Source organism: Pseudomonas sp. CG7, assembly GCF_023701885.1.
In the GTDB taxonomy this organism is placed as follows: domain Bacteria; phylum Pseudomonadota; class Gammaproteobacteria; order Pseudomonadales; family Pseudomonadaceae; genus Aquipseudomonas; species Aquipseudomonas zanjanensis.
Genome location: NZ_JABAEE010000032.1, coordinates 32145 through 52690 on the forward strand (window position 1 = coordinate 32145; position 20546 = coordinate 52690).

The 20546-nt window shown below is 63.0% G+C and carries 18 protein-coding genes; 8 read left to right on the forward strand and 10 right to left on the reverse strand.

The window, feature by feature from the left end:
* Nucleotides 1-36: 36 nt before the first annotated feature.
* From HGO40_RS14920 to HGO40_RS14950, 7 genes are all read right to left on the reverse strand, one after another.
* On the reverse strand, nt 37-1047 hold the full coding sequence (locus HGO40_RS14920; RefSeq protein WP_250963617.1) for a chemotaxis response regulator protein-glutamate methylesterase: 1011 nt from the start codon (nt 1045-1047) through the stop codon (nt 37-39).
* Complete coding sequence (locus tag HGO40_RS14925) at nt 1044-3308, reverse strand: hybrid sensor histidine kinase/response regulator (RefSeq protein ID WP_250963618.1); 2265 nt, start codon at nt 3306-3308, stop codon at nt 1044-1046. Before HGO40_RS14925 ends, HGO40_RS14920 begins: the two co-directional genes overlap by 4 nt.
* Complete coding sequence (locus tag HGO40_RS14930; protein ID WP_250963619.1) at nt 3305-3976, reverse strand: chemotaxis protein CheW; 672 nt, start codon at nt 3974-3976, stop codon at nt 3305-3307. Before HGO40_RS14930 ends, HGO40_RS14925 begins: the two co-directional genes overlap by 4 nt.
* Nucleotides 3973-5238, reverse strand: coding sequence for a CheR family methyltransferase (locus tag HGO40_RS14935; protein WP_250963620.1), 1266 nt, complete (start codon nt 5236-5238; stop codon nt 3973-3975). The genes HGO40_RS14930 and HGO40_RS14935 overlap by 4 nt, the downstream gene beginning before the upstream one ends.
* Nucleotides 5235-5771, reverse strand: a complete 537-nt coding sequence (locus HGO40_RS14940) for a chemotaxis protein CheW (protein ID WP_250963621.1) — start codon at nt 5769-5771, stop codon at nt 5235-5237. The genes HGO40_RS14935 and HGO40_RS14940 overlap by 4 nt, the downstream gene beginning before the upstream one ends.
* Nucleotides 5771-7393 carry a methyl-accepting chemotaxis protein gene (locus HGO40_RS14945; RefSeq protein ID WP_250963622.1) on the reverse strand — a complete coding sequence of 541 codons (1623 nt, stop codon included), beginning with the start codon at nt 7391-7393 and terminating at the stop codon, nt 5771-5773. The genes HGO40_RS14940 and HGO40_RS14945 overlap by 1 nt, the downstream gene beginning before the upstream one ends.
* Before the next feature lie 638 nt (nt 7394-8031).
* A complete protein-coding gene (locus HGO40_RS14950; RefSeq protein WP_207966541.1) occupies nt 8032-8742 on the reverse strand; it encodes a tellurite resistance TerB family protein in 711 nt (236 codons plus the stop codon).
* 181 nt (nt 8743-8923) lie between these two features.
* Here HGO40_RS14950 and HGO40_RS14955 point away from each other — a divergent pair, with 181 nt between their 5' ends.
* The 7 genes from HGO40_RS14955 (at nt 8924) to HGO40_RS14985 (ending at nt 17382) form a co-directional block, all read left to right on the forward strand.
* The gene (locus HGO40_RS14955; protein ID WP_250963623.1) at nt 8924-9838 is read left to right on the forward strand and encodes a LysR family transcriptional regulator; all 915 of its coding nucleotides are present in this window, start codon (nt 8924-8926) and stop codon (nt 9836-9838) included.
* A gap of 214 nt (nt 9839-10052) precedes the next feature.
* A complete protein-coding gene (locus HGO40_RS14960; RefSeq protein WP_250963624.1) occupies nt 10053-11510 on the forward strand; it encodes a gamma-aminobutyraldehyde dehydrogenase in 1458 nt (485 codons plus the stop codon).
* Nucleotides 11511-11599: 89 nt separating this feature from the next.
* Nucleotides 11600-12751 (forward strand): putative ABC transporter substrate-binding protein YdcS, encoded by a 1152-nt coding sequence (gene ydcS, locus HGO40_RS14965; protein ID WP_250963625.1) that lies wholly within the window; start codon nt 11600-11602, stop codon nt 12749-12751.
* A 254-nt stretch (nt 12752-13005) separates the two neighbouring features.
* Nucleotides 13006-14043 carry an ABC transporter ATP-binding protein gene (locus HGO40_RS14970; protein WP_250963626.1) on the forward strand — a complete coding sequence of 346 codons (1038 nt, stop codon included), beginning with the start codon at nt 13006-13008 and terminating at the stop codon, nt 14041-14043.
* 1 nt (nt 14044) lies between these two features.
* Entirely contained in the window at nt 14045-14992 is a 948-nt protein-coding gene (locus HGO40_RS14975) for an ABC transporter permease (protein WP_250963627.1), read from the forward strand.
* Nucleotides 14982-15800, forward strand: a complete 819-nt coding sequence (locus HGO40_RS14980; protein ID WP_053118722.1) for an ABC transporter permease — start codon at nt 14982-14984, stop codon at nt 15798-15800. The genes HGO40_RS14975 and HGO40_RS14980 overlap by 11 nt, the downstream gene beginning before the upstream one ends.
* A 157-nt stretch (nt 15801-15957) precedes the next feature.
* Complete coding sequence (locus tag HGO40_RS14985) at nt 15958-17382, forward strand: gamma-aminobutyraldehyde dehydrogenase (protein WP_250963628.1); 1425 nt, start codon at nt 15958-15960, stop codon at nt 17380-17382.
* Nucleotides 17383-17445: 63 nt separating this feature from the next.
* Here HGO40_RS14985 and HGO40_RS14990 read toward each other — a convergent pair whose 3' ends face one another.
* The 3 genes from HGO40_RS14990 to HGO40_RS15000 form a co-directional block, all read right to left on the reverse strand.
* On the reverse strand, nt 17446-17847 hold the full coding sequence (locus HGO40_RS14990) for a type II toxin-antitoxin system VapC family toxin (protein ID WP_250963629.1): 402 nt from the start codon (nt 17845-17847) through the stop codon (nt 17446-17448).
* Complete coding sequence (locus HGO40_RS14995; protein WP_250963630.1) at nt 17847-18092, reverse strand: AbrB/MazE/SpoVT family DNA-binding domain-containing protein; 246 nt, start codon at nt 18090-18092, stop codon at nt 17847-17849. Before HGO40_RS14995 ends, HGO40_RS14990 begins: the two co-directional genes overlap by 1 nt.
* Before the next feature lie 160 nt (nt 18093-18252).
* Nucleotides 18253-18438: a hypothetical protein gene (locus tag HGO40_RS15000; RefSeq protein WP_250963631.1), complete on the reverse strand. Its 186-nt coding sequence runs from the start codon at nt 18436-18438 to the stop codon at nt 18253-18255.
* A 361-nt stretch (nt 18439-18799) separates the two neighbouring features.
* Here HGO40_RS15000 and HGO40_RS15005 point away from each other — a divergent pair, with 361 nt between their 5' ends.
* Nucleotides 18800-20428, forward strand: coding sequence for a glucan biosynthesis protein D (locus tag HGO40_RS15005; protein WP_250963632.1), 1629 nt, complete (start codon nt 18800-18802; stop codon nt 20426-20428).
* Nucleotides 20429-20546 lie beyond the last annotated feature (118 nt).

The following is a 20546-nucleotide window of genomic DNA, read 5'->3' on the forward strand; positions in this document are numbered from 1 at the left end:
CCTGGGTACGGCCTGGGGCAAGGCTCGCGGGGTTCTTCATGGGGTCACAATCTCCAACAGCCGTGGCGCAATGGCGTCCAGGGCAAGAATATGGACGGCGGCGTCGATGGCGGCCGCCGCTTTGGGCATGCCGTACACGGCGCTGCTGCGCTGGTCCTGGGCGATGGTCACATAGCCCTGCTGGCGCATGAGTCTAAGCCCTTGCGCACCGTCGCGGCCCATGCCGGTGAGCAATACGCCCACCGCGTCGCCGCTCCAGTACTGGGCGACACTTTCAAAAAACACGTCGATGGAGGGCCGGTAGATTTCGTTCACCGGCTCGGCGGTATAGGCCAGGGTGCCGTCCTTCAACAAACGCAGGTGATGGTTGGTTCCCGCCAGCAATACCGTGCCGCTTTGCGGCGTCTCACCTTGCCGGGCCAGGCGCACCGTGTGGCCCGACACACTGCCCAGCCATTCGGCCATGCCCGCGGCGAACACCTCGTCCACATGCTGGACCAGCACGATCGCCGGGGCAAAGTCCCGCGGCAGGGCCTTGAGCAACACCTCCAGCGCCGCGGGCCCGCCCGCCGACGACCCGATGGCCACCAGGCTCTTGCGCGACACCGCCGCGCGCTGGGCCGCCGGTACGGGGCGCTCGCGCTTGTTGCGCTCACCGATCAGCCAACCGATGTTGGTGATCTTGCGCAGCAGCGGCGCCGCCGCGTCCGCCGGGTTACCGACCCCCAGGGCCGGGGTATCGACCACATCCAGCGCGCCATGGCCCATGGCCTCGAACACCCGGTGGACATTCTGCTGGCTGTCTCCGGTCACTATCACGATAGCGCATGGGCTGTCGGCCATGATCCGCCGGGTAGCCTCCACGCCATCCATGATCGGCATGAACAGGTCCATCAGGATCAGGTCCGGGGTGTATTCGGCGCAACGCTGCACCGCCTCGGCACCGTTGGCGGCGACCCAGACCAGTTGGTGCGCCGGCTCGAACGCCAGGGCGCGGCGCAGGGCCTCGACTGCCAGGGGCATGTCATTGACGATGGCGATCTTCAAGCGCGCGCCCCTCCGATCAATTCGACCACGGCATCGAGCAAGGCGTCGTCGTGGAAACTCGCCTTGGCCAGATAATAGTCGGCGCCGGCGTCGAGGCCACGGCGGCGATCTTCTTCGCGGTCCTTGTAGGACACCACCATCACTGGCAGCGATTGCAAGCGGTTGTCGCGCCGCAACAGCGACACCAGTTCGATGCCGTCCATGCGTGGCATGTCGATGTCCGTGATCAACAAATCGAAATCCTCCGAGCGCAATGCATTCCAGCCATCCATGCCATCCACCGCCACTGCTACGTCATAGCCGCGATTGAGCAACAACTTGCGCTGCAGCTCACGCACGGTCAGGGAATCGTCCACCACCAGGATCCGCTTGCGGGGTGCCTGGGCCTGGTTTTGCCGGGCGATGCGCTCCAGGCGCCCGGTATCGAGCAGCTTGTCCACCGACCGCAACAGGTCTTCGACATCGACAATCACCACCACCGAGCCATCGTCGAGCAAGGCCCCGGCGGAAATGTCCTGGACCTTGCCCAGGCGCTCGTCCAAGGGCAGGACCACCAGGGTGCGCTCGCCGACGAACCGCTCCACCGCCACGCCGTAGATCGTCTCGCGCTCGCGGATCACCACGACCTTGAGGGTCTGGCTGCCGTTCTGCGTCGATGGGCGATTGAGCAACTGGCTGGCGGCGACCAAGCCGATATGCCGGCCTTCGTGCCAGAAATGCTGGCGCCCCTCGACCTGGACGATGTCCTCCGGCGCCAGGTCGCACATGCGTTCGATGTGGGCCAGGGGGAAGGCGTACGCTTCACCGCCGCCCTCCACCACCAGGCTGCGCACCACCGACAGCGTCAGCGGCACCTCGAGATGGAAACGACTGCCCTCGCCCGCCGTCTGCTCCAGCACCACCGCCCCGCGCAACTGCCGGACCATGTGCTGGACGGCGTCCAGGCCAACGCCGCGCCCGGACACTTCGGTGACTTTGTCGCGCAGGCTGAAACCGGGCAGGAACAGGAAGGTCAGCAGTTCCTCCTCGCTCAGGCTGGCGGCGGTTGGCTCAGGAGAAAGGCCGCGCTCGACGATGCTGCGGCGCACCCGTTCCAGGTCCACCCCGGCGCCATCGTCCGCCAGCTCCAAGACCAGCAGGCCGGCCTGATGAGAAGCGCGCAAGCGGATCAGGCCTTCGGCGGGCTTGCCGGCCAGTACCCGTTGTTCCGGGGTTTCGATGCCGTGGTCGACGGCGTTGCGCAGCAAATGGGTCAGAGGCGCTTCGAGCTGTTCCAGCACGTCGCGGTCGACCTGGGTTTTCTCGCCTTCGATTTCCAGGCGCACGTGTTTGCCCAGGCTGCGGCCCAGGTCACGGACCATGCGTGCCTGGCCCGACAGCACATCGGCGAACGGCCGCATGCGACAGGCCAGCGCTGTGTCGTACAGCACCTGCGCCCGCTGGCTGGCCTGCCAGGCGAACTCATCCAGCTCGGCGGTTTTCTGCGCCAGCAACTGCTGGGTTTCGGCGAGCAAGCGGCGAGCATCGCCCAGGGCTTCCTGGGCTTGCAGGCTCAGGGCGTGGTCCTTGAGGTGCACGTTCAGCTCTTCAAGGGCGCGCAAGCCGGTGCCTTGCTGGCGCTTGAGCCGTTGCATCGCCGCCAGCCAAGGCTTGAGGCGCTGAGTCTCCACCAGGGACTTGCTCGACAGGTCGAGCAAGCTGTTGAGGCGTTCGGCCGTGACCCGCAAGACCCGCTCGCCGCCTTCGGTGACCCGTTTGCGCTTGGGGCCCGGCTCCGTTGCGGCGAGCGGTTCCGGCACGGACGGCTCGACGCTGACGGGTTCGACAGGCGTCTGGAGTTTTGTCGGTACCTGCGCGGGTTGTTGTGCAGCGTTGGGATCGAGCAGGCGTCCCATCAACGCCACATAGGCGTCGATGTCCGGCGCGCCGACGTTGTTGCCCGGCGTGGCGATGCGCGTCAGCAAGTCGGTGCCTTGCAGCAAGGCGTCGATGTGCTCGGCGCCCAGTACCAGGCGCCGCTCCTGGGCGCTGACCAGGCAATCTTCCATCACGTGGGCCACGCTAACCCCGGCATCCACCCCGACAATGCGCGCCGCGCCCTTGAGGGAATGCGCCGCGCGCATGCATGACTCAAGGTACTCGGCCTGGGTCGGATCGCGCTCCAGGGCCAGCAGGCCGGTGCTCAGCACCTGGACCTGGGCTTCGGCTTCCAGGCTGAACAGTTCCAGCAGCGAGGCGTCGCGCATTTGGTCGGGGGTCATGACAAACTCCGGGCCACGGCGGTCAGCAACTGTTCTTCATCCAACCAGCGCAAGCTGCGCCCCTTATACGGCAGCACGCCACGGGTGTACTTGCCCGCCGACGGCGAAGCGTTCGCCAAAATACGTTCATCGATGGCGTGGATGCCGTCCACCTCATCCACCGGCACCACCACCGGCCCGCCCTTGGCCGCGACGATCAACATGCGCGGCATGACCCGTGTACCGGCCACCGCCGCCGCGCCGGGTTCCAGGGCCAGCAGCTCCACCAGCGACAGGCAGGCCACCAGCGCCCCGCGCACATTCGCCACGCCCAGCAAGGCCCGTGAGCGTTGGTGGGGCAACGAGTGAATCGGCTGCAACGGCGCCACTTCCACCAGGCTGCGCGTGGTCAGGCCCAGCCATTCCTCGCCGAGGCGGAACATCAGCAACGAGCGCGTGACCACATCGTTGTCCACCGGGGCCAGGGACAAATCCCGCTGATCCTGCGGCAAGGCATAACGGTCGAGCAGCCGAGTCGCGGCCGCCGAATACACCGAGCAATTGCGGCAATGGATATGCTCGACCAACAGCGGGCAGGATTTATCGCCATGCACACCGATGCGGTTCCAGCAATCGTCGATGGCCTGGGCATCGTCATGGGTGATGGTGTAGGAAGCCGAACCGCTCATCGTTTGTGCTCACTGTCTGCCGTGCGCCCGCTGCGGGCGGCGCGTTCCTGCAACCGACGGGCTCCGGCCGCGTCTCCCTGGGAAGCCAGCAGCGCCGCCAGATGCACCAGGGCCTCGGCGTGTTGCGGTTCAAGATAAAGCGCCTTGCGATAAAAACCCTGGGCTTGCAGCGCGCTACCGGCCATGTCGCTGAGCAGGCCCAACCAATAGAACACCTGGGCGTTCGGCGCGTGGCTGCGCAGGTATTCTTCACATGCCGCGCGGGCTTCGGCGCTTTTGCCGCCGTTGGCCAGGGCCGCGATATTGGCCAGCAAGCTCGCGGCGTCGCTGCTCTCGGGTGGGGCAATCGGTGTCACGCTCGCGGCAAACGGCCGCGGCCGAACCACCGGCGGGACGACGCGAGGCGGTGGCTGACGAATCGGTAGCGACGGTGGTATCAAGGCCGGCAACGGTTGTGGCTCCGACGCCCCCTGACGGCTGAACGCGAACGATTGGGCAATCCCGATCGAGCGCATGCCCAGGCGCCCCAGCAGGCTGCCTTCGGCAGGACCGATAAACAGCACGCCGTCCTGATGGGTCAAGCGCTTGAGCACCTCGAACACCTGCTGCTGGGTCGGCTGGTCGAAATAGATCAGCAGGTTGCGACAGAACACAAAGTCGTAGGGGGCCTCGTTCGCCAGCAAGGCCGGATCCAGCAGGTTGCCTACTTGCAAGCGCACCTGTTCGCGCACCCGGTCGCTGAGGCGGTAGCCTTCGGTTTCGGCGTCGAAATGCCGCTCGCGAAAACCCAGGTCGGCGCCACGGAAGGAGTTCCTGCCGTAACGCGCGTCCTTGGCCCGCGCCACCGACAGCGGGCTGACGTCCATGCCGTCCACCTTGAACTGATGGGCGCCCAAGCCGGCGTCGAGCAAGGCCATGGCGATGGAATACGGTTCTTCGCCGGTGGAGCACGGCAAACTGAGGATGCGCAGCGCACGCAGGTGCTTGATCTCTGCCAGGCGCTTGACGGCCAGCCTGGCGAGGGTCGCAAAGGACTCGGGGTAGCGGAAGAACCAGGTCTCCGGGACGATCACCGCTTCGATCAACGCCTGCTGTTCCGGGGCCGAATGCTGCAGGGCCTGCCAATACTCATCGGCGGTTCGCCCAGGCACGGCACTGATTCGTTGGCGCACGGCGCGCTCAATGATCGCGGTGCCGACGGAGGTCACATCGAGGCCGATGCGCTCCTTGAGAAAATCGAAAAAGCGTTGGTCGTTGTTCATGGCGCTGCCTCGAGGTCGTCGAGGCTCAGCGGCGTAGCAGGAAACAGCAGCGCCCGAACGGATTCGTCGAGCAGGTCATTGACCCGCACCCATTGCAGCAACCCAAGGGCATCTTCGCGGACCGGCCCAAGGTACGGCGCCTGCCGATTGTCCAGGCCATAGGGTTTGAAATCGACCGGATCACAGCGCAGGGTGTCGGTCGCCTGTTCCAGGATCAATCCCAGCACTTGCCCGGTTCGTTGTGTATCGCCTTGATAACGCACCAGCACCAACCGCGTGCTGGTCCGGGGTTCGGCGCTCCGGCCGAACGTCAGGGCGCACAGGTCGATCACCGGCACCACGGTGCCGCGCCAGGCAAACCCCCCCGCCACCCAGGACGGCGCCCGGGCGATCGGCTTGAGGGGCAGGCGCGGCAGCACTTCCACTACATCGGTGGCCTGCAGGGCGTAACGTTCGTTGCCGATGCAGAACACCAGGAACAACGTCTGGCGGGCCGTCGCTGCGACGCCACGCCGGGTCTCGAGTTCGCCCATCAGACTTTGAAACGCGAGACGCCGCTGCGCAGCCCCACGGCGACCTGGCTCAGCTCGTCGATGGCGGAGCTGGCCTGGCGCAGGGACTCCACGGTCTGGCTGCTGGCATCGCCCAGTTGCACCAGGGCGTGGTTGATCTGTTCGGCGCCGGTGGCCTGGGCCTGCATGCCTTCGTTGACCATCAATACCCGCGGCGCCAGAGCCTGGACCTGATGGATGATCTGCGACAGTTGCTCGCCGATCTGCTGCACTTCGGCCATGCCACGGCGCACTTCCTCGGAAAACTTGTCCATGCCCATCACACCGGCCGATACCGCGGATTGGATCTCGCGCACCATCTGTTCGATGTCATAGGTCGCCACGGCGGTCTGGTCGGCCAAGCGCCGTACTTCCGTGGCCACCACGGCGAAACCGCGCCCGTACTCACCGGCCTTCTCGGCCTCGATGGCGGCGTTGAGGGACAACAGGTTGGTCTGGTCGGCCACTTTGACGATGGTCACCACCACCTGGTTGATGGTGCCGGCCTTGTCGTTGAGGATCGCCAGCTTGGCGTTCACCAGGTCGGCGGCGCCCATCACCGAATGCATGGTTTCCTCCATGCGCGCCAAGCCTTGCTGGCCAGAGCCGGCGGCCACCGAGGCCTGGTCGGCGGCGGTGGAGACTTCGGTCATGGTGCGCACCAGGTCCCGGGAGGTGGCGGCGATTTCCCGGGACGTCGCGCCGATCTCGGTGGTGGTGGCGGCGGTTTCCGTGGCCGTGGCCTGCTGCTGGCGCGAGGTGGCGGCAATTTCGGTGACCGAGGTGGTGACCTGCACGGATGAGCGCTGGGCCTGGGATACCAGCGAGGTCAGTTCGGCCATCATGTCGTTGAAGCCGGTTTCCACGGCCCCGAATTCGTCCTTGCGCGCCAGGTTCAGGCGTCCGCTCAGGTCGCCGCTGCGCATGATCTCGAGGATTTCGACGATGCGGTTCATTGGCCCCATGATCGCCCGCATCAGCAGCAGGCCACAGAGTACCGCGACGATCAGCGCGACCAGGAACGACAAGCCCATGGCGACCTTGGCCGCCGTCACCGCATCGCCAATGGTCAGGGTGGCGCTTTGTGCCAGCTCGCGATTGCGCTCGATGATCTGGTTCAAGTGTCCGCGACCGTCGAGCCACGCCGTCGTCAGTTCTGCGTTCAGCGCCAGCCGCGCCCCTTCGTAATCCTTGCGCTGGTACAGGTCCAGGACTTTCGCCAGGGCCTTGTTGAAGTCCTGGTGGTTGACCTCGAACTCGTCGAAAGAGACTTGGTCGGCCGGGTCCTGGATCAGTTTTTGATAGTTCCGTATTTCTTCGCGCAAGTGCCGCTCGAAACCCTGGTAGCGAGCCTTGTCCTCGGCGGTGATTTCCCGATTCCCGGAAAGGCCGACGATTTGCTGGGTCAGGACGTAGCTGTCGACCCAGCCGCCGCGGATCATCGAGCTGAAATACACCCCCGGAACCGCATCGGCCCGGACCTTTTCTCCGCTGTCCTGGATTTTCAGCAACCGTGAATACGAGACAACCACCATCAGCAGCATAATGGCGATGATCACCGCAAAACTCGCCAGGATGCGTTGGCGCAATGTCCAATTCTTCACAGTAAAACCTCAGGCACTTGAAAATGCTGGGGAGTATAGCCGAGGGCGGCGCGGCGTCTGTATGGCGGCGTGGGAGGATTTTGATTGAGCCGAGGCTCACCGGTACTTGAAGAATGGAGCCCGCCCCTGTGGGAGCGAGCCTGCTCGCGAAAGCGGTGTATCAGTTAAAAATACTGTCACTGACCGGGCGCCATCGCGAGCAAGCTCGCTCCCACAAGGAATAGCGTTGGATACATGTTATTGCCAAACACCACAAAACCACTGTGGGAGCGAGCCTGCTCGCGAAAGCGCAGTGTCAGTCAACCATGCTGCGACTGACCAGGCGCCTTCGCGAGCAAGCTCGCTCCCACAGGGAATAGCGTTGGATACAAGATTGCCAAACACCACAAAACCACTGTGGGAGCGAGCTTGCTCGCGATAGCGGTGTATCAGTCAACCATGCTGAGACTGACCGAGCGCCTTCGCGAGCAGGCTCGCTCCCACAGGGAATAGCGTTGGATACAAGATTGCCAGACACCACAAAACCACTGTGGGAGCGGGCTTGCTCGCGATAGCGGTGTATCAGTCAAAAATACTGTCACTGACCGGACGCCATCGCGAGCAGGCTCGCTCCCACAAGGAATAGCGTTGATGCTGCTTTATACAGTCGCCTGGCGCACCTGTTTTTCCAGTTCCGCCTTCAACCCTGGCTCCAGCTTGAGTTGGCGCGCCAGTTCATCGAGGTAGGACTTCTCCATGAAGTTTTCCTCGTCCACCAGCATCACGCTGGCGATGTACATTTCCGCGGCCATTTCCGGGGTGCTGGCAGCACGGGCGACGTCGGTGGGGTCCAAGGGTTTGTTGAGTTCAGCATGCAGCCAGTGTTGCAACTCCTGGTCGTTGTCGAGCTTGGTGAACTCGCCTTCGATCAATTGCCGCTCGCGCTCGTCCACATGGCCGTCGGCCTTGGCCGCCGCCACCAGCGCCTTGAGGATCGCCTGGCTGTGCTGCTCGACCTGCGCCGGAGGCACGCGATCGAGGGTCTGCGGTTCGGTCTTCGGCGCGTTGCCCTGCTGGGCCTGCCAGTTGCCATAGGCCTTGTAGGCGATCACGCCCAAGGCCGCCAGGCCGCCATAGGCCAGGGCCTTGCCGCCAAAGTTGCGGGCTTTCTTGTTGCCCAGCAACAGGCCCATGGCCCCGGCGGCCAGTGCCCCGCCGCCCGCGCCGGAAAGCATCCCGCCCAGGTTGCCGGAGCCGCCGAGCAAACCGCCCAGGCCACCGGACGACTTGCCCTGTGAACCGCCAGCCTTGTTCTGCAACATTTCCTGGCCGGACTTGAGAAGCTGATCGAGCAATCCACGGGTGTTCATTTGTTGCCTCCAGATGTTCGGGTCAACGTAAGGCCCCCAGCCTAGATCGAAAGTGCCCGACGCCGTTGGCGAGATTGCTTCCAGATGTTGCCTAGCGCCGCCAGCGGTGCACGTTCCTTCCCTTCTAAAAAAACGATATACACTTCAGTACATCGATAAATCCGCCCACCGGTACGCGCCCATGATGACTCTGCGTCAGATCCGCCATTTCATCGCCGTGGCCGAAACCGGCTCCATCTCCGCCGCGGCGCAAACGGCGTTCATTTCCCAGTCCACCTTGACCCTGGCCATCCAGCAACTGGAGCAAGACATCGCCGTCAGCCTGTTCAACCGCCACGCCAAGGGCATGACCCTGACCCACCAGGGCCATCAATTCCTGCGCCAGGCCCACCTGATCCTGGCCACGGTCGACAACGCCAAGCGCAGCCTGCAACAAAGCACCGACCAGGTGGCTGGCCAAGTCACCATTGGCGTCACCAGCCTGGTCGCCGGTTATTACCTGGCGGACTTGCTGACCCGCTTCCAGCGCGCCTACCCCAACGTGGAGATCCGCGTGATGGAGGACGAGCGGCCGTACATCGAACATTTGCTGGTCAGCGGCGAAATCGACGTCGGGGTGCTGATCCTGTCCAACCTGGAGGATCGCCACGCCCTGCAGACCGAAGTCCTGACGCATTCGCCGCACCGTTTGTGGCTACCGGCGCAGCATCCCTTGCTGGAGCACGACAGCATCCACCTGGCCGATGTGGCCCGCGAGCCGCTGATCCAACTGAACGTCGACGAAATGGACCGCAACGCCCAGCGCCTGTGGCGCGGCGCCGGCCTGCAACCCCGGGTCACCCTGCGCACCGCCTCGACCGAAGCAGTGCGCAGCCTGGTGGCCGCGGGGCTGGGCGTATCGATCCAGCCGGACATGACCTACCGCCCCTGGTCGCTGGAAGGCGACATCATCGAAGCGCGACCGATTGCCGACCTCAACCAGACCCTCGACGTCGGCCTGGCCTGGCGCCGGGGCACGGCGCGACCGGCGTCGGTCGACCCGTTCCTGGCGGTGGCCCGGGAACAGCCTCATGGCGGACGCAAGCCATCTATTTAATCGAATGCAGCCTTGAGTATTTCGAATTTGTCGGGCATGAGGCCGGGCACTAGTCTTGCTGCATCGCCACAATCCATTGTGGGAGAACAATCCATTGTGGGAGCAAGCTTGCTCGCGATAGCGGCGTGACAGGCGACATCGATTCGACTGATACACCGCCCTCGCGAGCAAGCTCGCTCCCACAGGTTCTTTGTTTCAACTGAGACCTATAAAAATGGCTGGCACGCAAACCCCGTTGTGCACCGCGTTGCTGATCGACGGGGAACTCGTTCCCGGTGAAGGCGTTGTCGAGCCGATCCTCAACCCGGCCACCGGCGAAGTCGTGGCTCACATCGCCGAGGCCAGTACCGAGCAGGTGGAAGCCGCGATCCTCGCTGCCCACTGCGCCTTCGACGGCTGGTCCCGCACCACGCCGCAACAACGCTCGAACCTGCTGCTGGACATCGCCAGCGCCATCGAACAGAACGCCGATGAGCTGGCCCGCCTCGAAGCCCTGAACTGCGGCAAGCCGCTGCACCTGGCGCGCCAGGATGACCTGAGCGCCACGGTGGATGTCTTTCGTTTCTTCGCCGGCGCCGTGCGCTGCCAGACCGGCCAGCTCAGTGGCGAATACCTGCCCGGCTATACCAGCATGGTGCGCCGCGACCCGATCGGCGTCGTGGCGTCCATCGCGCCGTGGAACTACCCGATCATGATGGCCGCCTGGAAAATCGCCCCGGCCCTGGCCGCCGGCAACACGTTGGTGTTCAAGCCATCGGAGCACACGCCGTTGTCGATCCTGGCCTTGGCGCCGATGCTGGCCCGGCTCCTGCCGCGGGGCGTGATCAATATCCTCTGCGGCGGTGGCGAAGGGGGGGGCAGCCATCTGGTCAGCCATCCGAAGGTGCGCATGGTTTCGCTGACGGGCGATATCGTCACCGGGCAGAAAATCCTCCAGGCGGCGGCAAAAACCCTCAAGCGCACACACCTGGAACTGGGCGGCAAGGCGCCAGTGATCGTGTGCGACGACGCCGACATCCAGGCGGTGGTCGAAGGCGTGCGCACCTACGGCTATTACAACGCCGGGCAGGATTGCACGGCAGCGTGCCGGATCTACGCCCAGGGCGGAATTCACGACCGGCTGGTGGCCGAGCTCGGCGCGGCGGTCAGCAGCTTGCGCTTTGCCGGCAAGCGCGACGCCGACAATGAGATTGGCCCGCTGATCAGTACCCGCCAGCGCGACCGCGTGGCCAGTTTTGTCGAGCGCGCCCTCGGCCAGCCGCACATCGAGCGCATCACCGGTGCGGCGGTGCATTCCGGTGCTGGCTTCTATTATCAACCCACCCTGCTGGCCGGCTGCAAGCAAAGCGATGAAATCGTCCAGCGCGAGGTGTTCGGCCCGGTCGTCACCGTGACCCGCTTCGACGAACTCAGCCAGGCGGTGGAATGGGCCAATGATTCGGAATACGGCCTGGCGTCCTCGGTATGGACCCAGAACCTGGACAAGGCCATGCAGGTGGCGGCGCGCTTGCAATACGGCTGCACCTGGATCAACAGCCATTTCATGCTGGGCAGCGAAATGCCCCACGGCGGCCTGAAACGTTCCGGCTACGGTAAGGACCTGTCCAGCGATTCGCTCCAGGACTACAGCGTGGTGCGCCACATCATGGCCCGCCACGGCCAGCATCTATAGATAACAGCACTACTCTAATAACAGGCCAGCCATGGCGTTTCACCTGTTCGAACACTGCCCCGACCATAATTAAAGCAAGAGGGATTTCCATGTACGCGCACAAGACCGCATTGCTCAGTGCACTCACCACGGCGCTGCTGACCAGCGTCAGTCTCCAGGCCGCCGAGCCGCTCAAGGCCGTCGGTGCCGGCGAGGGCCAACTGGATATCGTCGCCTGGCCGGGTTACATCGAACGCGGCGAAAGCGACAAGGCCTACGACTGGGTCACGGGGTTCGAGAAGGAAACCGGCTGCAAGGTCAATGTGAAAACCGCCGCCACGTCCGATGAAATGGTCAGCCTGATGACCAAGGGCGGCTACGACCTGGTCACCGCCTCGGGCGACGCCTCGTTGCGGCTGATTGCCGGCAAGCGCGTGCAGCCGATCAACACCGCGCTGATCGCCAACTGGAAAAACCTCGACCCGCGCCTGAAAGATGCGCCGTGGTACGTGGTCAACCAGCAGACCTACGGCACCCCGTACCAATGGGGTCCCAATGTGCTGATGTACAACACCGACGTGTTCAAGCAAGCGCCCACCAGTTGGAGCGTACTGTTCAATGCCCAGGAGTTGCCCGACGGCAAGCCGAACAAAGGGCGCGTGCAAGCCTACGATGGCCCGATCTACATCGCCGACGCGGCGTTGTACCTCAAGACCGCCAAGCCTGAACTGGGCATCAAGGACCCGTACCAACTCGACGAAGCCCAGTACAAGGCCGTGCTGGAACTGCTTCGGGCCCAGCAGCCGTTGATCCACCGCTACTGGCACGACACCACGGTGCAGATGAGCGATTTCAAGAACGAAGGCGTGGTGGCGTCCGGCGCCTGGCCCTATCAGGTCAACGGCCTGATGAACGAGAAGCAACCCATCGCCTCGACCATTCCGAAAGAAGGCGCCACTGGCTGGGCCGACACGACGATGCTCCACGCCGAGGCCAAGCACCCCAACTGCGCGTACAAGTGGATGGACTGGTCACTGCAACCGAAAGTCCAGGGTGACGTGGCCGCGTGGTTCGGCTCCTTGCCAGCGGTGCCGGCGGCGTGCAAGGGCAGCGAGCTGCTGGGCGCCGAAGGCTGCAAGACCAACGGCTTCGATCAATTCGACAAGATCGCCTTCTGGAAAACCCCACAGGCCGAGGGCGGCAAGTTCGTGCCGTACAGCCGCTGGACCCAGGATTACATTGCGATCATGGGTGGGCGTTAACCCCCAGCACATAAATGGGAGCGGCCCCTGTGGCGAGGGAGCTTGCTCCCGCTGGTGTGTAGGAGCTGGCGAAGCCTGCGATCTTTTGATCTTGATCTTTCGCTCTCGATTCAATGGGTAGTGGAAAGATCGCAGCCTCGTTGCACTCGACAGCTCCTACCGTCGCCACCCAGCGGGAGCAAGCTCCCTCGCCACGGGATCGCCTGCCAATCGTTGAGATTTCATACCCGCCCCGCTTTCTGGAGCCCCGCACCATGACGCTTGCAGTCCAATTCACCCAGGTATCCCGGCAGTTCGGCGATGTAAAGGCCGTTGACCGGGTCTCCATTGACATCCAGGACGGCGAGTTCTTTTCCATGCTGGGCCCGTCCGGCTCGGGCAAGACCACCTGCCTGCGGCTGATCGCCGGGTTCGAACAACCCACTGCCGGCTCGATCCGCATCCATGGCGAAGAAGCCACGGGGCTTGCGCCGTATCAGCGGGACGTCAACACGGTGTTCCAGGATTACGCCCTCTTCCCCCACATGAACGTGCGCGACAACGTTGCCTACGGCTTAAAGGTCAAAGGCGTCGCCAAGGCCGAGCGCATCCAGCGCGCCAACGAGGCCCTGGAGATGGTCGCCCTGGGCGGCTACGGCGAACGCAAGCCGGTGCAGCTCTCCGGCGGCCAGCGCCAACGGGTGGCCCTGGCCCGTGCGCTGGTCAATCGCCCGCGGGTGTTGTTGCTCGATGAGCCCTTGGGCGCCCTGGACCTGAAGCTGCGTGAACAGATGCAGGGCGAGTTGAAGAAGCTGCAACGCCAGTTGGGCATCACCTTCATTTTCGTCACCCACGACCAGACCGAAGCGCTGTCGATGTCCGACCGCGTGGCAGTGTTCAACAAAGGCCGCATCGAACAAGTCGATACGCCGCGCAACCTGTACATGAAACCGGCGACCACCTTCGTCGCTGAATTCGTCGGCACCTCCAACGTGATTCGTGGCGAATTGGCACGGGAACTGAGCGGTTATCCACAGCCGTTCTCGATCCGTCCGGAACACCTGCGTTTCGCCGAGGGCCCGTTGGCCAGCGGTGAGGTCGAAGTCCACGGCCTGCTGCACGACATCCAGTACCAGGGCAGCGCCACACGCTATGAGCTGAAACTTGCCAACGGCCAGACCCTGAACCTCAGCCAGGCCAACACCCAGTGGCAGGACAACGCCGCCCCGCACCAGGCCGGCCAACAGCTGAGCGTTCGCTGGGCCCGTGAGGCGATGGTCACGCTGCACGACGCCGTCAGTGGCGAGGTGTGAGATGAACACGCTGGCCATCACCCCAACGCCTGCGCCCGGTTCGCCGCTGCGGCGTTTTTCCAACCTGCTGTACCGACGGCCCAACCTGTACCTGTCGCTGTTGCTGGTGCCGCCGCTGCTGTGGTTCGGCGCGATCTACCTTGGCTCGCTGCTGACCTTGCTGTGGCAGGGTTTCTACACCTTCGATGACTTCACCATGGCGGTGACGCCGGACCTGACCCTGGCGAACTTCACGGCGCTGTTCCAGCCGTCGAATTTCGACATCATCTGGCGCACCCTGAGCATGGCCATTGCGGTGTCCATCGCCAGCGCCATCGTCGCGTTCCCGATCGCTTACTACATGGCGCGCTACACCCGCGGCAAGACCAAGGCGTTTTTCTACATCGCGGTGATGCTGCCCATGTGGGCCAGCTACATCGTCAAGGCCTATGCCTGGACGCTGCTGCTGGCCAAGGGCGGCGTGGCGCAGTGGTTCGTCCAGCACCTGGGCCTGGGGCCGGTGTTGCAGTTCGTGCTGGGGATCCCGGGCGTGGGCGGCAGCACCTTGTCCACCTCCCACCTGGGGCGTTTCCTGGTGTTCGTCTACATCTGGCTGCCGTTCATGATCCTGCCGATCCAGGCGTCCCTGGAGCGTCTGCCACCGTCGCTGCTGCAGGCCTCGGCGGACTTGGGCGCCAGGCCGCGCCAGACGTTCATGCAAGTGATCCTGCCACTGTCGATCCCCGGCATTGCCGCCGGCTCGATCTTCACGTTCTCGCTGACCCTGGGGGACTTCATCGTGCCGCAACTGGTAGGCCCACCGGGCTACTTCGTCGGCAGCATGGTCTACGCCCAGCAAGGCGCCATCGGCAACATGCCCATGGCCGCGGCGTTCACCCTGGTACCCATCGTGCTGATCGCGATCTATCTATCCGTCGTCAAGCGACTGGGGGCTTTCGATGCACTCTGACTCTCAAGACCGAGCCTCGTGGGGCTTGCGCATCGCGGCGTGGGGCGGATTGGTGTTCCTGCACTTTCCGATCCTGATCATCTTCCTCTACGCCTTCAACACTGAGGATGCGGCGTTCAGCTTTCCGCCCAAGGGCCTGACCCTGAAGTGGTTCAGCGTCGCCTTCTCACGCCCGGACGTGCTGGAGGCGATCAAGCTGTCGTTGCAGATCGCGGCCATCGCCACGCTGATCGCCATGGTGCTGGGCACCCTGGCCTCGGCGGCGCTGTACCGCCGCGATTTCTTCGGCAAACAGGGCATTTCGCTGATGCTGATCCTGCCAATTGCCTTGCCGGGGATCATCACCGGCATAGCACTGCTGGCGACCTTCAAGACCCTGGGCATCGAACCGGGGATGTTCACCATCGTCGTCGGCCATGCAACCTTCTGCGTGGTGATCGTCTACAACAACGTCATCGCCCGCCTGCGCCGTACTTCCCACAGCCTGATCGAGGCCTCGATGGACCTGGGCGCCGACGGCTGGCAGACCTTTCGCTACATCATCTTGCCTAATCTGGGATCGGCCCTGCTGGCCGGTGGGATGCTGGCGTTTGCGCTGTCGTTCGACGAGATCATCGTCACCACCTTCACCGCCGGCCACGAACGCACCCTACCGCTGTGGCTGCTCAACCAGCTCAGTCGCCCACGCGACGTGCCGGTGACCAACGTGGTGGCGATGCTGGTGATGATGGTCACGATGCTGCCGATACTGGGCGCGTATTACCTGACCCGTGGGGGTGAGAGCGTGGCGGGGAGTGGCGGGAAATAATCAACGGTGATCGCTCACTGCAGGAACCGCAATCCTGTGGGAGCGAGCTTGCTCGCGATGGCGGTGTGTCTGAAACGGTGATGTTGAATGTGTCGGCCTCATCGCGAGCGAGCTCGCTCCCACAGGGGATTTTGGAAACCTTCAAGAGGACATGGACATGCAAACCAAACTGCTGATCAACGGCCATCTGGTGAACGGCGAAGGCCCTGGCCAGGCGGTGTTCAACCCGGCGCTGGGCCGGGTGCTGGTGGAAATCAATGAAGCCAGCGAAGCCCAGGTCGATGCCGCCGTGCGTGCCGCCGACAGCGCCTTCGAAGCCTGGTCGCAAGTGCCGCCAAAGGACCGCTCCTTGTTGCTGCTCAAGCTGGCCGATGCCATCGAAGCCCACGGCGAGGAACTGGCGAAGCTGGAGTCGGATAACTGCGGCAAACCCTTCAGCGCCGCCCTGAACGACGAGATCCCGGCGATTGCCGACGTGTTCCGTTTCTTTGCCGGCGCCAGTCGCTGCATGAGCGGTTCGGCGGGCGGCGAATACCTGCCCGGGCACACCTCGATGATCCGTCGCGACCCGGTGGGGGTCATCGCCTCCATCGCGCCGTGGAACTACCCGCTGATGATGGTCGCCTGGAAAATCGCCCCGGCCCTGGCCGCCGGCAATACCGTGGTGCTCAAGCCGTCGGAACAGACCCCATTGACGGCGTTGCGCCTGGCGGAACTGGCGTCGGAGATTTTCCCGGCCGGCGTGCTTAACGTGATCTTCGGCCGCGGGCAAACCGTCGGCAACCCGCTGGTCACTCACCCGAAAGTGCGCATGGTGGCGCTCACCGGCTCCATCGCCACCGGCTCGAACATCATTTCCAGCACCTCCGACAGCGTCAAGCGCATGCACATGGAACTGGGCGGTAAAGCCCCGGTGATCATCTTCGACGACGCCGACATTGACGCGGCCGTGGAAGGCATCCGCACCTTCGGTTTCTACAACGCCGGCCAGGACTGCACCGCCGCCTGCCGCATCTATGCCCAGCAAGGTATCTACGACCGGTTCGTCGAGAAACTCGGCGCCGCGGTGAAGAGCATCAAATACGGCCTGCAAACCGCACCAGACACCGAGATGGGCCCACTGATCACCGCCCAGCACCGCGTCCGCGTGGCCGCTGTTGTCGAACGGGCCATCGCCCAACCGCATATCCGCCTGATCACCGGTGGCAAGGCCGTGGACGGCAACGGGTTCTTCTTCGAACCGACGGTGCTGGCCGACGCCCAGCAGGATGACGAAATTGTCCGCCGGGAAGTCTTCGGGCCGGTGGTGTCCGTCACGCCGTTCCTCGACGAAGCGCAAGTGCTGGCCTGGGCCAACGATTCGGACTACGGCCTGGCCTCATCGGTCTGGACCGCCGACATCGGCCGTGCCCATCGCCTGTCGGCACGCCTGCAATACGGCTGCACCTGGGTGAACACCCACTTCATGCTCGTCAGCGAAATGCCCCATGGCGGTCAGAAACGTTCCGGCTATGGCAAGGACATGTCCATGTATGGCCTGGAGGATTACACGGTGGTGCGGCATGTGATGTTCAAGCATTGAGCCAACGCTAATTGCGATTACACCACGACCAAGGGGACGATATTGGTCGTGGTGAAGCGCACCTCACGATGGCACCACCAACTGCACCGAAGGAAAATAACTTCGGTAACGCTTCGCATCACGTGTAAGCAAAGGAAGACGCTTGACAGCTGCATGGGCACCGATGAAAAAGTCGGCGAGCACATTATTTTTGCCACCGCCCATCTTTCGATAACGCACAAAAGCCTTCCCTGCCAAAAACAACGCTGGACGAGGTACCTCCTGCATTAGCAGCCCCATCTCTTCGACAACCTCATCCAACGCTTCGAAGGTAGAAAATGTCTGGGACAGTTCAGCATAAATAACTGGATTGATTACCAAATTGTGAATTTTGGATTGGGCACGCATCTGCTCGATGGACCAATCAGCCCAAACCGGATCATCTTCCAGCACATCGATCAAGACGTTGGTATCGACCAATATCATCAGTCTTCACCACGCAACAGGGCCATTAGATCGTCTGTGCGCCATTTGATATCCGCCCTGCCACGGACAGCTTCAAAGCGATCACCGATAGCTGCCTCGGCTGTTCCGGGCTTACCTGCCTGCAGCACTACCTCGCCCTGTGCATTGATGCTGAACTCTACCGCACAGCCAGGAATCAAGTGCAGCGCGTCGCGAATGGGTTTGGGAATGGTGACTTGTCCTTTGCTGGTCATAGTCGTCGGCACGGTATTCTCCTCAAAGTATTACTTCGCATAGAAAAGTAATACTTCACGCTCAGGCCTGCAACCGCCGCTGACGGTAGGCCGATGTGCTTGGCCTCGTTTGAAAATTCCCACTCGTTGGTAGGAAAATTGCGAGGCCATTTAAAGGCTGCAGGGTCTCTGGTCAAAACCGCGAAACACTGCGCATCGCATCCACCAGGTAACGCATGGCGATGCGGTCGTTTTCCGACAACTCCCGATAGCGCTCGACCAGTCTCAATTCTTCCAGGCTGAGCCGGCGTGTCCTGCGCGGGTGGGTCAGGCCTGGAAAGATCCCCAGCATTTCGATGATGCCCTGCATTTTTGTCATGAGTTGTCCTTCTTTACGTCGAGGTTGACCTGATAGCGCCGTCTGAAACCCGAGTTGGATCGTCCGTCACGCTAAAGAATAGGAGGATTCAAAGCGTGAAAAGAGAGTTTTAGAGTAATTAGTCAAAAAAGCAGGGAATCGGCATAAAAAAAGAAATAACTGTAAGAAAATTTAACCATGCCACGCTTTCCTGTCTCTCCAAGCCTGTATTTCCCCTATGATTTTGCGCCTCGGTGAACCGATCCAGCTCTCAGGCATCTGTTCTAACGTTCGTCGCGTTTGGCCAAAGGCATGTCCGAACTCCTTTATCAGTCGCTGTGGCCAGGATCGGCTCGGGGCTGTTTCGAGAAAGGTTGTATTTATGCACCGCAGGAATCTGCTCAAGGCCTCCATGGCCTTCGCCGCCTACACCGGGCTATCGGCCTCCGGGCTCATGGCCGCACGCGCCTGGGCCGCCGAACAGACTGCCGACGGCGAAGCCCGTCCCTTCGATTTCAACGGTTTGAAGGAACAGGCCAAGCGGCTGGCCGAGAGCCGCTACGTCGACACCAAGCAAGTCCTGCCACCGACCCTGGCCCAGATGTCGCCACTGCAGTTCAACGCCATCCAGTACGACGCCAACCATTCGTTATGGAATGATCTGGACGGGCGGCAACTGGATGCACAGTTCTTCCACGTGGGCATGGGCTTCAAGCAGCCGGTGCGCATGTACAGTGTCGACCCGAAGACACGTATGGCCCGTGAGGTGCACTTCCGTCCGGAGCTGTTCAACTATGAGAAAACCACGGTCAACACCTCGCAACTGACAGGTGACCTGGGCTTCGCCGGCTTTCGCGTCTTCAAGGCGCCGGAGCTGGATCGGCACGACATCGTTTCGTTCCTGGGGGCCAGCTATTTCCGCGCGGTGGATGCCAGCGGCCAGTACGGGCTGTCGGCTCGTGGCCTGGCCATCGACACCTACGCCAAGAAGCGCGAGGAATTCCCGGACTTCACCAAGTTCTGGTTCGAAACCCCGGACAAGAACAGCACCCGCTTCGTGGTCTACGCCCTGCTCGACTCCCCCAGTGCCACCGGTGCCTATCGGTTCGACATCGATTGCCAGCCGACCCGGGTGGTGATGGAGATCGACGCGCACGTCAACGCCCGTACCGCCATCGAGCAACTGGGTATCGCCCCCATGACCAGCATGTTCAGCTGCGGCACCGTCGCGCGGCGCATGTGCGACACCATTCACCCGCAAATCCACGACTCCGACCGTCTGGCCATGTGGCGCGGCAACGGCGAGTGGGTCTGCCGTCCGTTGCACAACCCCGCCACCCTGCAATTCAATGCGTTCGCCGACAAGGACCCAAAAGGCTTCGGCCTGGTGCAGACCGATCACGACTTTGCCAGCTACCAGGACACCGTGGACTGGTACAGCAAGCGTCCGAGCCTGTGGGTCGAACCGACGACGGCCTGGGGCGAAGGCTCGGTAGACCTGCTGGAGATTCCGACTACCGGCGAAACCCTGGACAACATCGTCGCGTTCTGGACGCCGAAAAAACCGGTGGCCGCCGGTGACTCGCTGAACTATGGCTACAAGCTCTACTGGAGCGCCCTGCCGCCGGTCAGCACCGACCTGGCCCATGTCGACGCCACCCGTTCAGGCATGGGCGGCTTCATCGAAGGTTGGGCACCGGGCGAGCATTACCCGACCGTCTGGGCACGCCGTTTCGCCGTGGACTTCAGCGGCGGTGGCCTCGACCAACTGCCGCCGGGCACCGGCATCGAACCGGTGGTGACCTGCTCCCACGGCGAAGTGAAGGACTTCAACGTGTTGGTGCTGGATGCGATCAAGGGCTATCGCATCACCTTCGATTGGTACCCGACCGACGACCGTGTGGACCCGGTGCAGATGCGCCTGTTCATTCGCACCAAGGACCGGACCTTGAGCGAGACCTGGTTGTACCAGTACTTCCCGCCGGCGCCGGATAAGCGCAAGTACCCCTGATAGGAATCGGTTGTCTGGGCTGGCCCTATCGCGAGCAAGCTCGCTCCCACAGTGGATTGGTGTTGTTCACATAACCTGTAATCCACACCCAACCCTGTGGGAGCGAGCTTGCTCGCGA